The organism is Aliarcobacter vitoriensis, from assembly GCF_048320235.1.
Classification (GTDB): Bacteria; Campylobacterota; Campylobacteria; order Campylobacterales; family Arcobacteraceae; genus Aliarcobacter; species Aliarcobacter vitoriensis.
The window spans coordinates 124,793-137,591 of sequence record NZ_CP182882.1; the positions used below are offsets into that span (position 1 = coordinate 124,793).

General features: G+C 26.7%; 14 protein-coding genes. 9 read left to right on the forward strand and 5 right to left on the reverse strand.

The window, feature by feature from the left end; genetic code table 11:
• The first annotated feature begins 46 nt into the window (after window positions 1–46).
• The 3 genes from pgeF to ACNSOS_RS00665 are packed head-to-tail and all read left to right on the forward strand — an operon-like array spanning window position 47 to window position 2,065.
• The gene (gene pgeF, locus ACNSOS_RS00655) at window positions 47–718 is read left to right on the forward strand and encodes a peptidoglycan editing factor PgeF (RefSeq protein ID WP_418185539.1); all 672 of its coding nucleotides are present in this window, start codon (window positions 47–49) and stop codon (window positions 716–718) included.
• 49 nt (window positions 719–767) lie between these two features.
• Window positions 768–1,601 carry a formyltetrahydrofolate deformylase gene (purU, locus tag ACNSOS_RS00660; RefSeq protein WP_113892749.1) on the forward strand — a complete coding sequence of 278 codons (834 nt, stop codon included), beginning with the start codon at window positions 768–770 and terminating at the stop codon, window positions 1,599–1,601.
• The gene (locus ACNSOS_RS00665) at window positions 1,601–2,065 is read left to right on the forward strand and encodes a tRNA (cytidine(34)-2'-O)-methyltransferase (protein WP_113892748.1); all 465 of its coding nucleotides are present in this window, start codon (window positions 1,601–1,603) and stop codon (window positions 2,063–2,065) included. The genes purU and ACNSOS_RS00665 overlap by 1 nt, the downstream gene beginning before the upstream one ends.
• Here the strand turns inward: ACNSOS_RS00665 and ACNSOS_RS00670 are convergent, their stop codons facing one another.
• Together ACNSOS_RS00670 and ACNSOS_RS00675 are read right to left on the reverse strand one after the other, a co-directional pair.
• Window positions 2,066–2,299 carry a hypothetical protein gene (locus ACNSOS_RS00670; RefSeq protein WP_113909074.1) on the reverse strand — a complete coding sequence of 78 codons (234 nt, stop codon included), beginning with the start codon at window positions 2,297–2,299 and terminating at the stop codon, window positions 2,066–2,068.
• Window positions 2,286–4,046, reverse strand: a complete 1,761-nt coding sequence (locus tag ACNSOS_RS00675) for a Na/Pi cotransporter family protein (RefSeq protein ID WP_418185540.1) — start codon at window positions 4,044–4,046, stop codon at window positions 2,286–2,288. The genes ACNSOS_RS00670 and ACNSOS_RS00675 overlap by 14 nt, the downstream gene beginning before the upstream one ends.
• Before the next feature lie 123 nt (window positions 4,047–4,169).
• Here ACNSOS_RS00675 and ACNSOS_RS00680 point away from each other — a divergent pair, with 123 nt between their 5' ends.
• The 4 genes from ACNSOS_RS00680 to ACNSOS_RS00695 are packed head-to-tail and all read left to right on the forward strand — an operon-like array spanning window position 4,170 to window position 6,408.
• Complete coding sequence (locus tag ACNSOS_RS00680) at window positions 4,170–4,544, forward strand: hypothetical protein (protein WP_113892741.1); 375 nt, start codon at window positions 4,170–4,172, stop codon at window positions 4,542–4,544.
• Window positions 4,541–4,915 carry a hypothetical protein gene (locus ACNSOS_RS00685; RefSeq protein ID WP_113892738.1) on the forward strand — a complete coding sequence of 125 codons (375 nt, stop codon included), beginning with the start codon at window positions 4,541–4,543 and terminating at the stop codon, window positions 4,913–4,915. Before ACNSOS_RS00680 ends, ACNSOS_RS00685 begins: the two co-directional genes overlap by 4 nt.
• Window positions 4,908–5,570 (forward strand): response regulator transcription factor, encoded by a 663-nt coding sequence (locus ACNSOS_RS00690; RefSeq protein ID WP_418185541.1) that lies wholly within the window; start codon window positions 4,908–4,910, stop codon window positions 5,568–5,570. The genes ACNSOS_RS00685 and ACNSOS_RS00690 overlap by 8 nt, the downstream gene beginning before the upstream one ends.
• A complete protein-coding gene (locus ACNSOS_RS00695; protein ID WP_418185542.1) occupies window positions 5,560–6,408 on the forward strand; it encodes a sensor histidine kinase in 849 nt (282 codons plus the stop codon). The genes ACNSOS_RS00690 and ACNSOS_RS00695 overlap by 11 nt, the downstream gene beginning before the upstream one ends.
• 77 nt (window positions 6,409–6,485) lie before the next feature.
• On the opposite strand, the gene ACNSOS_RS00700 is transcribed toward ACNSOS_RS00695, so the two are convergent.
• Complete coding sequence (locus ACNSOS_RS00700; RefSeq protein WP_418185543.1) at window positions 6,486–8,627, reverse strand: TonB-dependent copper receptor; 2,142 nt, start codon at window positions 8,625–8,627, stop codon at window positions 6,486–6,488.
• An 86-nt stretch (window positions 8,628–8,713) separates the two neighbouring features.
• The gene (locus ACNSOS_RS00705; protein ID WP_418185544.1) at window positions 8,714–10,681 is read right to left on the reverse strand and encodes a TonB-dependent receptor; all 1,968 of its coding nucleotides are present in this window, start codon (window positions 10,679–10,681) and stop codon (window positions 8,714–8,716) included.
• 127 nt (window positions 10,682–10,808) lie between these two features.
• Here ACNSOS_RS00705 and ACNSOS_RS00710 point away from each other — a divergent pair, with 127 nt between their 5' ends.
• Window positions 10,809–11,738, forward strand: coding sequence for an SPFH domain-containing protein (locus tag ACNSOS_RS00710; protein WP_418185545.1), 930 nt, complete (start codon window positions 10,809–10,811; stop codon window positions 11,736–11,738).
• A complete protein-coding gene (locus ACNSOS_RS00715) occupies window positions 11,716–12,159 on the forward strand; it encodes an NfeD family protein (RefSeq protein ID WP_418185546.1) in 444 nt (147 codons plus the stop codon). The genes ACNSOS_RS00710 and ACNSOS_RS00715 overlap by 23 nt, the downstream gene beginning before the upstream one ends.
• 68 nt (window positions 12,160–12,227) lie before the next feature.
• On the opposite strand, the gene ACNSOS_RS00720 is transcribed toward ACNSOS_RS00715, so the two are convergent.
• Window positions 12,228–12,761, reverse strand: coding sequence for a tetratricopeptide repeat protein (locus tag ACNSOS_RS00720; protein WP_418185547.1), 534 nt, complete (start codon window positions 12,759–12,761; stop codon window positions 12,228–12,230).
• Window positions 12,762–12,799 lie beyond the last annotated feature (38 nt).

The window sequence follows — 12,799 nt, forward strand, 5'->3', positions numbered from 1 at the left end:
CAAATTTTGGCTAAATTATATCAAAAGCAAATAAAAAGAAGAAAAAATGAAAATAATTTATGATTTCACAACATCAAAAGATGGAAATTTAGCTTTTCATACTGGTGATGATAAAAACAATGTTATAAATAATAGGCAAAAATTATCTTTAAAAATGGGTTATGACTATGAAAAATTAGTTTATATGAATCAAACTCATGGAAATAATGTAGTAAAAGTTGATGAAAACTCTCCAAAATTGATAGAAGATTGTGATGCTATCATCACAAATTGTAAAAATCTACCTCTTATGGTAATGGTTGCTGATTGTATTCCTATTTTAATGTTTGATGTTAAAAAAGGAGTTGTTTGTGCTATTCATTCTGGAAGAAATTCTACTTTTCTAAAAATAGCTCAAATTTCAGCAAAAAAGATGATAGAAAAGTTTGCTTGTAATAAAGATGATATAAAAGTTATTTTAGGACCAAGTATTCAAAAATGTTGTTATGAAGTAAGTTCTGAATTAGCTTTGATTGTAAAAAATTCTTTTGGAAATGAGTTCGTAAATAATAGAAATATCGATTTACAAGGAATAAACAAAAAACTTTTATCTGAAATTGGAGTAACAAATATAGAAATATCCGATATTTGTACAAAATGTTCAAATAAGTCATATTTTTCATATCGAAAAGACAAAAACACAGGAAGATTTGCAGGAATTATAATGATAAAGGATTAATCTTTAAAATGTTAAAATCCAAACTTTATGTAAACAAAATGGGATAAAAATGGAACAATATATACTTTTAATATCTACACAAGATGCGAAAGGTTTGATTTATAATATTTCAAAAATTCTTTTTGCAAATAGTATAAATATTGAGCAAAATGCTGAATATGTAGATCCTGAAACAAAAAACTTTTTTATGAGAAGTGTTTTGAGTGGAAAAATCTCTGAAAATATATTATTAAAAGAACTAAAAGAGGTTTTACCTGAAGGTTCATTGATAAAACTAAATAAAAAAACAAAAAAAGATGTTGTTTTATTGGCTACAAAAGAGAGCCATGTTTTAGGTGATTTGCTTATTCGTTATGTATCAGGTGAATTAAATGCAAATATAAAAGCAGTTATTGCAAATCACAATACTTTAAAAAGTTTGGTTGAAAAGTTTGATATTCCTTTTATTTGTGTAAGTGCTGAGAATATAAGCCGTGATGAACACGAAAATAAAATGATAGAACAAATATCTCAATTTAATCCAGATATTATAGTTTTAGCAAAATATATGAGAATTCTAACATCAAATTTTGTAGAAAAATTTAGTGGAAAAGTTTTAAATATTCATCACTCATTTTTACCAGCGTTTATTGGAGCAAATCCCTATAAACAAGCATATGAAAGAGGGGTTAAAATCATAGGAGCAACAGCTCATTATGTAACAAATGATTTAGATGAAGGACCAATTATTTATCAAGATGTTGTAAGAGTTGATCATAGTTATTCTTGGGAAGATATGAGAAATGCTGGTCGAAATGTAGAAAAAGTTGTATTATCAAATGCTTTTGAACTTCTTTTAAATGATAGGGTTTTTGTTCACAGAAATAAAACGGTGATTTTATAATGTTTAATATCGTACTTCATGAACCAAGAATTCCAGGAAATGTAGGCACTATTGGAAGGTTGTGTTTTGCACTAAATTGTAAACTTCATTTGATAAAACCTTATGGTTTTGGTGAAATAACTGAAAAAGAGGTTCGTCGAGCTGGACTTGATTATTGGTTTGATTTAGAAGTTTATGAATATGAAAATATAGAAGAATTTTGGGATAAGAATCCATTTTCTTTAAGACATTTTTTTGCTACAACTAAAACAACAAAAGTATATTTTGAAGAAAAATTTGAAGTAGGGGATTACTTTTATTTTGGAAGAGAAGATGCAGGATTGCCACAAAGTATTTTAAATAAAAGCCAAGAATCTTGTATAACTATACCTATGACAAATAATGCAAGAAGTTTGAATATGGCGAATTCTGTATCGATAATAGCTTACGAAGCTTTAAGACAAAACTTCGCAAACTTTAAATAATCAAATAAGAGCTTCACTTTTTTTGATTAGTTTAGCAATAGCTTGAAGTTTTTTTTCAAGCTCATCTTTTTTATTTATCTCTTTTATATCTAAAGATTTTATCTCTTCTTTGATCTTTGATCTTTTTTCTTTTAACTCTTCAATTATTTTTAAAACTTTTTCTTCTTGAGACTTTTTTAAATCATCTTTTTTTAGGTATTTTTTGATTTTTTCTACTATTTTACTTAGTTTCATTTGTTTCTCCTATTTGTTTTAATAAGTCGTTGTGCATAAACAGAATATTTGCAACTTCAACAAGTTTTTTCTGTATAGAGTAACCTGTTGCACTATCATTCATATATGATGTTGCCATTGTTGCTTTTATCTTATCTTCTCTAATCAATGCATCTATTTCTTCACTACTTGCTAAGTCATTTTGCGCTAATTCATTTTTTATAACTTCAAGTTGAGTCAATTTATCAGCATCATTTTCTAAAATTGATAATGTATTGATATCTATTAAAATTTCAGCAATTTCTCTTCTTAGGATATTATACTCTTCTTTTATATATTCGTTTTTACTTTTTAGATAAAAATTAACATTTTTTTGAATATCTCTTGTATCTTTTAAAACTTCAACTATCAAAGAAGCACTTCTTTTTAATTCACCAATTTCTGTATGTTGAAACTCAAACATATTTTCTTGAGCAAAAGAAGAATACTGAATAATTTCACTATAAAGAGATTTTAAATTTGTTTGATAAATCTCATCTAAATTTGTATCAATTATTGTAAAATCTTTTGAAATTTGTTCTTGTAAACTACTTTTTGTAAGATTTGTTGTATGAAAACTTAGAGCATGAAGCATAGCTTTTTGGCAGTTTTCATATAGATTTATGATCTCTTTTCTAATAGAAACTAAAGCAGCATCAGGATTTTGCATAGCTGATGTATTAAGATATTTTGGTTTTGAAGCTGAAGATACTTTTTTCTTGATAAGTTTTTCAGATAATTTTACTAACAATGGAATAAATGGAGTTAAAAGTAAAATTCCAATTGCACTAAAAATAGTGTGGAATAGGGCTAGTTTCATACCATAGTTTTTATCACTAATTCCTAAATATGGAGCTAAGAAATCTACTAAATCTTTAAAGTTAAATATAAAGATAGTTATAAATATAGCAGACACAATATTGAAAATAAAGTGAACTAATGCAACTCTTTTCCCATTTTCATTTGAAGTAAATGATGCTAATATAGCTGTTAAAGTTGTACCAACATTTGCTCCAATAGCTAAAGCTAAAGCATTTATATAAGTTATACTATCAGCATTTAAAGCTGTAATAACAATAGCTAAAGTTGCTGCACTTGATTGAATTACTACTGTTACAACGATACCTATTAAAATATATATTACTATCCCTAAATATCCATCCATTGCATAAGAAGCTAAATCGATAGAGTTTTTCATCACATCGAAACCATCTTTCATATATGCAATACCTAAAAAGATAAAACCTAAACCTAAAAGTACATTTCCCGTACCTTTTGATGCATTTGTTTTAAAAAATCTTAATATTACTCCAAATACAATCATAGGAAAAGCATAAGCAGAAATTTTAACATCAACTCCTAAACTTGAAACAATCCAAGCTGTTGTTGTACTACCTAAATTAGAACCAAAGATAATCCCTATACCTTGAACTAAAGTTAGTAGTTCAGCACTTAAAAAAGATATTACAACTAAAGATATAATAGTTGAACTTTGAACTATTGAAGTTGATAAAAATCCAGTTAAAATAGCATATAAAGTATTGCTAGTAAACTTTTGTAAAAGTTTTTCTAAAATACCACCTGAAAGTTGTTTAAATCCATCTTGCATAAAAAACATACCTATTATAAAAATGGCAATACCACTTAAAATAACAGTAAAGTTTTCATAAACAACAACTACATACCCTAAAAGTATTAAAAGCAAAGATATAGAAATATTTTTTACCAAATCTGTTTCCTTAAAATTATTTGTAAAATGCGAAGATTATATCTAAAAATCAATTAATATTAATAAGCAATATTTTGTTAGAATTATAGGCAAAATTATATTTTTTAAGAAAGCAATAAAACTATGTATAAAAAGTATCAAATTGAGATAAATTTGGCAAAAGAGAAATTATCAACTATTAATTTTATTTTAGAAAAAGATGATGATTATAAAGCAACTTTTGGAGATGGCTCTATGTGGAAAATAGAGTTAAATGGAAAATGGTATGATAACTACTGTTATATAAGTATTAGAAATGAACTTGAAAAATATGAAATTTCAGCTAAAAAAGGTGTACCTTTATGGATGTTTATGAAAATATTTGGAGTTGAAACACAAAATAAAACTACTCAAGAAAAACTAGATTTTATTATTGAGTATAAAGATAAAATTTTTGATGATAATTTTAAGTATAAACAGATATTTGATGATATAAAAAAGCGTAAAGGGTTGGAATGAATACAACTGATACTTACATCATAATAATCTCTATTTTTGTTATGCTTTTTGTTATAAAAAAGTTTAATATTTTAAGAACAATATCTTATGGTGGAAGGGTGGAGCATGATTTTAGCGAGTGTTATATTATAAGTTATCCAAAGAAAGATGAACTTCATAATAAGGGTGAAGTTTTTGACATAGATGTAGAAGAATTTTTTAAATTAAATCCTAAATTAAAAGGTAAAATTCCAATCGAAAAAAGAGAAGGGATAAAAAGTACAGACTCTTTAGATGTTCAAATGGAAATCAAAGAAAGAAAAAAAATCAAACAAAAATATTCAAAATTAACTAGACAAAAAGGTAAAAAGAAAGAGAAAGAAAATGCCTAATATTTTAGTATTAGAAGATGATATCCTTTTTGCAAATACTTTAGAAGATATCTTAACAGAGCAGAATTATGTTGTTGATTTAGCAAGAAGTGCAAAAGAAGCATTGGATTTTAACTATGAAAAAAATTATGATTTATATTTGTTTGATATAAATCTTCCTGGACAAAATGGAATAGAACTTTTAAAAGATTTAAGAGATAGCCAAGATTTGACACCTACAATATTTATAAGTTCATATAAAGATAAAGATGTAATTAAAGATGCGTATATAAATGGTTGTGATGACTATATAAAAAAACCAGTTGATTTAGATGAACTTCTTTTTAAAATAAGAGCTATTGTAAATAGATTTAGTAAAAATTTAAAAGTTATAAAACTTAAAAATAATATTCAAATTGACCCCGTAGAAAAAAGAGTTTATAAAGATGAAGTAGATTTAGAAATACCACAAAAAATAGTTGAATTACTTTTGATATTTTTAGAAAATAAAGGCAAAATTGTAACAAAAGAGATGATTATACAAAGACTTTGGAATGTATCAGAACATTATAGTGAAGGTTCTATTCGAGTATATGTAGCAAAAATAAAAAAAATACTTGATTGTAAAGATTGTATAAAAAATATTAAATCTATTGGCTATAAATTTGAACTTTAAAAAAATATATTTTTTTATTTCAATATCTTTAGTTTTTTTTATATCACAAGTTATCACTTTTGGTTTGTACTATTTTTTAATTCTTGAAATAGAGTTATTTTCACAAAATATATTGGTTTATCTATTTTTTATATTATTTGAACTTATACTTTTTCTACTATTATCCAAAGAGATTTTAGAACCAATTTTTAAAAGTGAAGAAAAGATAAAGAAAACTATTAAAAATACTCTTCACGAACTAAATATTCCTGTTTCTACTATAAAATTGAATTTAGATTTATTGAGAAATCTAAAAGATGAAAAAAATGTCAAAAGAGTTGAACGAATAAAACAAGCAAATGAAAATCTAATAAAATTGTATAACAATATGGAATATGAGTTAAAAAAAGAGTTAGAAAAAGTTGATTTAGAAGAGTTCTATTTTGAAGATGCACTTAAAAATTCTCTTGAAAAATTTGAAGAACAACTTGAGAAGATAACTTTGGATATAAATATAGAAAATCCTACTATTTATTGCGATTATTATGGTTTTATAATAGTGTTAGATAACTTGATATCAAATGCTATAAAATACAATTCTAAAGAAAAACCATATATAAGAATAGAGCAAAAAGGAGAAATTCTATCTGTTTATAATGATGGTGTTGCTATCTTGCCTGAAAATATTATGTTAGTTTTTGAGCGATATTTTCAAGAAAATTCTTTGAATAAAGGTTATGGAATAGGGCTAACAGTTGTAAAAGAATTTTGTGATAAGTATAAAATTTCTATAAATATTAATTCAAAAGAGAGTGGAAATATCATAATACTAAATTTAAAAAATATTATAAAAAATTAAAAATATAGAAATTATTTAAATAACTAAAAAAATCTATCCAGAAAACTAAAATATTAGTTTTATCTGGATAGTTTAATTTAAAATTTAGTTTTTAGTTCAAACCAAATATTTCTACCTGGTTCATATATTCTTTCTTGAGCCATAAAAGTTGTAGCACTTGAAATATCTGAATTACTTAAATGTTCCATATAGGCTGTATCAAAAATATTGTCTATTCCAAAAGAAAGTGAAACATTTTTATTATATTTATACCCACCATTTATAGAGAAAATTGCTGCACCAGGAGTTTCTCCTTTATCAACTCCATTCATAACTATACTTCCTGCTCCAATGTCGTATCTATCTTGTTTTGAGATAAATCTTGCAAGTATACCAGCTGAATATTCTCCATTGTCATAAATAGCAGATAGTTTGGCTTCTAGTGGTGGTTGTTGTGCTAAAGGTTTATCATCTGTATCATTTTTCCCAATAACATGTGTTAATGATCCTATAATTTTATAATCGCTTGTTATTTGATAACTTGCACTTAATTCTCCACCATAAATAGTTGCATCGATATTAGATACTGTTGTGTATGATGTTGTTCCCATCATATAAGGAACAGTCATTGGATTTCCATTTTTATCAAACCATCTATTTAATATATAATCATCAACTTTACTATAAAACATAGAAGCTGAAGCTGTTAAATCTCCATTTGTCCAACTAGCCCCAATATCAATTTGATTTGTTTTTTCAGGTTCTGGAATATCGATTGATGTTATCGCATTTGGATTTGCTTTATTTGAATTATTTATACCTTCAAGGTTATATTTTGTTCTTTCCCAATAATCAGGAAATCTTTCAGAGTGTCCAAATCCAATATATGTTTTTAAACCATAATCTGGGATGTCTTTTTCATATCTTAAAAATCCACTTATGAGATTTTCTTTATCTTTTTGATTATAATTTGGGTTGTTATAAATCAACATTCCAAATTTTGTTCTTTTATCAATTGCTTCATGTTTATCTAATCTAAGCCCAGCAATGATTCTATTATCTTCATTTATATCAAGTGTAGATTCATTAAAAAATCCAATTTGAGAAAAATCAAAGTCAGTTTGTCTTGATGCAGAACTCATACCGCTATTTGCTAAAGAAGAAGATGCTTGTCCCATAGAACTTCTTGCTGTGTGTTCATCTTCTTTAAAATCTATACCAGATACATTTGTTAATAAAAGAGATGGTATTTCAGTAGTAACTTTTATATTTCCACCAATTGTTGTTCTATCTGGATTCATTCCAGAATATGCTTTTTTACCTGTCATAGGACTAATAGGAGCTTCTCTTAGTGAATAATTATCCATGATATGATCTACATAGTTTCTATAAACTTGCATTTCAACTTTACCTATATTTTTTGCAATGTTATATTTTATTACTTTTAAAGAAATATTTTCTCTAAGTAATTTTGAAGCATCCATTGTTCTATCGGCATATTTCGCTTCTCCATCCCCTTTTGAACCTGAAATCTCAATAGTAGTATCATCTGTTGGTGTCCATCCTAATGCAAGGCTTGTATTCCATCTTGTATATTCAGAATCTACAATATTACCTTTACCATCTTTGTAATTATTTGAATGAGAACGAGTTGCAATTATTTGAGCATATCCTAAAGGACCTCCTCCACTAATATCAATAAATTGGTCACTTCGTCCAAAACTTCCTTGTTTTAAAGAAGAATATATATCATAATCAGGAGTAGAATAATATTTAGGTTTTTTTTCAAATTGGACTATACCAGCGGAAAAACCAGAACCTGCTAACACAGTTTGAGGACCTTTTGTAATAACTACACTATCATAAGACTCAGGAAAAATATATGCTGTAGGTGGATCCATTCTTCCTCCACATCCTCCATATACTTCTTGCCCATCAGAAAATATTCCAAGTTTAGAACCAGACATTCCTCTAAATATTGGATCTCCATCTGTTCCACCTTTTCTTTTAACAGAAAAACCTGGAATGTTTTTCAAAAAATCAGCTCCATCACTAGCTGGAATTGGTTGAATTGGATTTTTAGGATCCGTTATAATTTTTAATGGATTGTCAGATTCAACAATAGAAACAACTTCTATTTTTTCTAAAATGGTAGTTCCCTTTTTGTCAGTAGTCGTCTCTTCTGATAAGAGTAAACTTGTACATAAAGCCAGACATAAAACAATTCTCTTTTTTTTCACAATAAATTCCTTTACTAAAAATTTGATTTATTATATAAACGAAGTGTTAATTTTTTATTAATTAATATAATAATTTAAAATATAGCTTAAAAACTATATTTTAAATTTACATATCCATATCGACCAGGGTCATTGAATAAGATTTGATCTTGTCCAATTTTTACATAATTTACATCTTGATAAGTATTTGTTGAATTATAAACTTTATCAAATAAGTTATCAACTCCTAAAGTTAATTCAAAGTTTTTAAATAACTCTTGAGAATATTTCAAATTTACAACAGAATATCCAGCTAACTCTTGCTCTTTTGCACTTTCATCAAAATCTTTCCATCTATCAACAGCTATTACTTCTGCTTTAAATTTTGCTTGTTGGTATTGGTAGTTTAAAGCTAGATTTGCTTTTAGTGGTGGAATTTCTGCTAAATCTTTATCATTTCCACTATAATTTCCATCTTTTTTACCCTTTAAGTAAGCAAGACCAAAATCAAATGAAAAATCATCTGTAAAGTAGTAATATCCACTAATATCTGCTCCATATATTTTTGCATCAATATTTTCAAATTTGCCACTATTATAAATATAATCTTTTAGCTCTGAGTAGAAAATCTTTGGTTTTATATTTAAGTTTCCAATATTTGCTTCATATCCAAAATCTATTTCATAGTTTTTTGTTTGATCTAAATTTGGGTTTGAAGATGCAGTTTGCTGATATAGTTCTCTAGCATCTGGAACTCTTGAAGATTTACCAATACCTGCAAAGATTTTGTTTTGTTCATTTATATTGTATGTACCAAAAATATATCCATTTAAAGCTATAAATTTTTTATCATCTATGTTTGGTCTTTGAGTTTCTATATCTGTATAATCATATCTAAGTCCTGATTCTATATCTAAATTTCCAAATGATTTTTCAGCTTTTACAAAAATTGCTTTATTTGTAGTATCTGTATCATACATTTTATTCATAGTTGGATTTGGAGTAATTACACCAGTGTTCCTATTTGTAGAGTACATTCCTCCTTCCCAATTTCTTTTACTTGTATCAAGTCCAAAAGTTATTAAAGAGTCACCAACTTCTAAAGAGTTTTTAACCGTTGCTCCCCAAATTGAAGTTTTTAAGTGGTTTGTCATATAAGTTGGCATTGTTCCACCGTTTCTTAATTGACCACTCATAGGATGATCAACTTTTGAGTAGTAATAATCTAAATTAAGCTCTTTTGAAAATAACCCTAAATCTCTAATAGTATATCCAATAGTATAAATATCGCTATCATCATAATCTGCATCCATAGGTCCTGCTGGATATAATATACCATCACTTCTATTTGCTGTATATGATAGTTTTAAATCTTGATTATCTGTTAGATTAAATTGAAGTTTTGATAAAACACTTTTTTTCTCAAAAGCATCAATATTTCCATCTCTATATTGATTAGCCGTTGGTACACCTTTTTTTATCTGTTGTTCTAAAAAATTATCACCATTTCCATCTTTATATGCTTTACTTTTTTCAATAGAAGCCGAAATCAAAGCTTTTACTTTGTCATTACCCCCACTAACAGTTGCATTTACTTTTTTATATCCAAAATTTCCAGTATTTAGGTTTATTTCACCATTTATTTCCTCTTTTGGTTCAATCGTTTTAACTTGCACTAATCCACTTAAAGTTCCAAAATTTTCAACATCATAAGGACCTTCAATTATTTTTACACTTTCAATATTGTTTGTAACAATATGAGAAGTTGGTGGATCCATTCTATTTGGACAAGCTCCATATATTTTTGTACCATCGATTAAAACATTTATATTGTCTTTTTTTTGTCCTCTTAAAATAATATCATTTGCTATACCATTTCTTCTTACAATTGAAATATTTGGAGAACTTTTCATCAAAGCTTCTGATAAATCTGCACTTTTTAACTCTTCATTGCTAATATCTTTTATAAGCTTTGAATTTGACTTTTCAACTACACTTACAGTATTTAAAGTTGTAGTTTCATTTGAAAACAAAGACCCACAAAGTATTATTGAATAACATAATTTTTGTTTCATAATGTTCCTTTTTTTGAAATTTGTAAAATTATTTCAAATAAGTGTTAATTATCTATAAATTTATAATAAAAACTATTTTTAATTCTTACTAAACTATAATATATAAATTTATAAAAAAGGGCTAAAGATGGAAGAGAGCATAATATTTGCTATTACAATAATATTTTTTGCGATAGTAATAATATCAAAAGGTGTAAAAATAGTATCTCAAGCAGATTTATATGTTGTTGAAAGACTTGGAAAATTTCACAAGGTTTTACACGGTGGATTTCACCTGATAATCCCTGTTATTGATAAAGTAAGAATAACATTGACTTCAAGAGAACAATTAGTTGATATTGAAAGACAATCTGTTATTACAAAAGATAATGTAAATATATCTATTGATGGAATAGTTTTTTGTAAAGTTGATGATGCTGTTCAGGCAACTTACAATGTTATGAACTTTAAACATGCGATTGCAAATCTTGCTATGACAACTTTAAGAGCAGAAATTGGTGGAATGGATTTAGATGATACTTTGTCAAATAGAGAAACATTAAATGCAAAACTTCAAACAGAACTAGGAAGTGCAGCATCAAACTGGGGAATAAAAGTAACAAGAGTTGAAATAGCTGATATTTCAGTTCCTCCATCGATTGAAAAGGCTATGAATATGCAAATGGAAGCTGAAAGAGAAAAAAGAGCTATTCAAACAAGAGCCGAAGCACAAAAAGAAGCACAAATAAGAGAAGCAGAAGCATATAAACAAAGTGAAATTTTAAAAGCAGAAGCAATAGAAAGAATGGCAGATGCAAAAAAATATGAGCAAGAAAAAGTGGCAGCTGGTCAGCAAGAAGCTATGAGATTGATAAATATATCAATGAGTGAAAATGAAAAAGCGGCTGAGTTTTTATTGGCAAAAGATAGAGTTGCTGCATTTAAAGCTTTGGCTGAAAGTAACTCAACAGATAAGATGATTTTGCCTTATGATGTAACTTCTATGATTGGTTCAACATCTGTTTTAGGAGATTCATTTTTCAAAGGAATAAGCAATGCAAACACTAATAACTCTTAGTGCATTTGATTTTTATATACTTTTTGCAATAGCTATTGCTTTAATCACTTTAGAGATATTTTTATACTCTTTTGTAGTTATCTGGTTTGGTTTAGGATTTATAATAGTTGGAGTTTTAAGCTTTTTTTATCCATTTGAGAGTGCTATTTGGCAAATAGCATTAGTTTCTATTTTGTCTTTGATTTTTCTATTTTTATTTAGAAAAAAACTTTTAGCTAGATTTTCAAAGTCACAAAGAGAAGTAAAAGACAATTTTTTTGATGAGAGTGGTTTTGGAGAGTTTAAACAAGGAAAGATATTTTTCAAAGGTACATTTTGGGAACTTGAACCAAATTTTGATGATAAAACTTTGAAAGATGGAGAAAAAATAAAAGTTTTAAAAGTAAAGAATAATTTTGCTTTTATAGAAAAAATATCATAAATAGTGGATTTACAATCCACTATTTAGATTAATAACTTAAAGTTTGATACTATTTTTTTTAATATTTTTTATTTTAAAGTAGCTTTTAAATCATTTACCAGTTGTGCAGATTCAACATCACCTAAAGCTGCGGCTTTTGAGTACCATTTTATAGCTTCAGGAATATCTTTTCTAGTTCCTTTTCCTACTTCATACACTAAACCTATATTATAAAGTGCATCAATAAAATCTTGTTCAGCAGCTTTTAAATACCAATTCATCGCTATTGAATAGTTTTGTTCGACTCCATGACCTTCATCATACATACTACCTATGTTAAATTGGCATTGTGCATCATCTAAATCGGCACATTTTTTATACCATTCATAAGCTAATTTTAAATTTGGAGTTATACCTTGGTGAACTTGTACATTATCGTATATAAATCCTAATTGATTCATTGCATCAAGTTTTGTAACTAAATCTGTACTATTTGTCGCTTTTGTGTAGTATTCAATAGCTGTTTTATAATCTTGCTTTTCATAAGCTTCATCAGCTTTTTCAATATCATTAGCAAAAATATTTAAACTGATTAATAACACAAATGCTATAATTTTTTTCATAAATATCCTTTTTGTTGAGATTTTGCTGGGATTATACA

Excerpts from the sequence above, each read along its gene's own strand:
- ACNSOS_RS00685 (WP_113892738.1), top strand. The coding sequence starts at position 4,541 with ATGAATACAACTGATACTTACATCATAATAATCTCTATTTTTGTTATG.
- ACNSOS_RS00690 (WP_418185541.1), top strand. The coding sequence starts at position 4,908 with ATGCCTAATATTTTAGTATTAGAAGATGATATCCTTTTTGCAAATACT.
- ACNSOS_RS00710 (WP_418185545.1), top strand. The coding sequence starts at position 10,809 with ATGGAAGAGAGCATAATATTTGCTATTACAATAATATTTTTTGCGATA.
- ACNSOS_RS00715 (WP_418185546.1), top strand. The coding sequence starts at position 11,716 with ATGCAAACACTAATAACTCTTAGTGCATTTGATTTTTATATACTTTTT.
- ACNSOS_RS00720 (WP_418185547.1), bottom strand. The coding sequence starts at position 12,761 with ATGAAAAAAATTATAGCATTTGTGTTATTAATCAGTTTAAATATTTTT.
- ACNSOS_RS00705 (WP_418185544.1), bottom strand. The coding sequence starts at position 10,681 with ATGAAACAAAAATTATGTTATTCAATAATACTTTGTGGGTCTTTGTTT.
- pgeF (WP_418185539.1), top strand. The coding sequence starts at position 47 with ATGAAAATAATTTATGATTTCACAACATCAAAAGATGGAAATTTAGCT.
- ACNSOS_RS00670 (WP_113909074.1), bottom strand. The coding sequence starts at position 2,299 with ATGAAACTAAGTAAAATAGTAGAAAAAATCAAAAAATACCTAAAAAAA.
- ACNSOS_RS00665 (WP_113892748.1), top strand. The coding sequence starts at position 1,601 with ATGTTTAATATCGTACTTCATGAACCAAGAATTCCAGGAAATGTAGGC.
- ACNSOS_RS00680 (WP_113892741.1), top strand. The coding sequence starts at position 4,170 with ATGTATAAAAAGTATCAAATTGAGATAAATTTGGCAAAAGAGAAATTA.
- purU (WP_113892749.1), top strand. The coding sequence starts at position 768 with ATGGAACAATATATACTTTTAATATCTACACAAGATGCGAAAGGTTTG.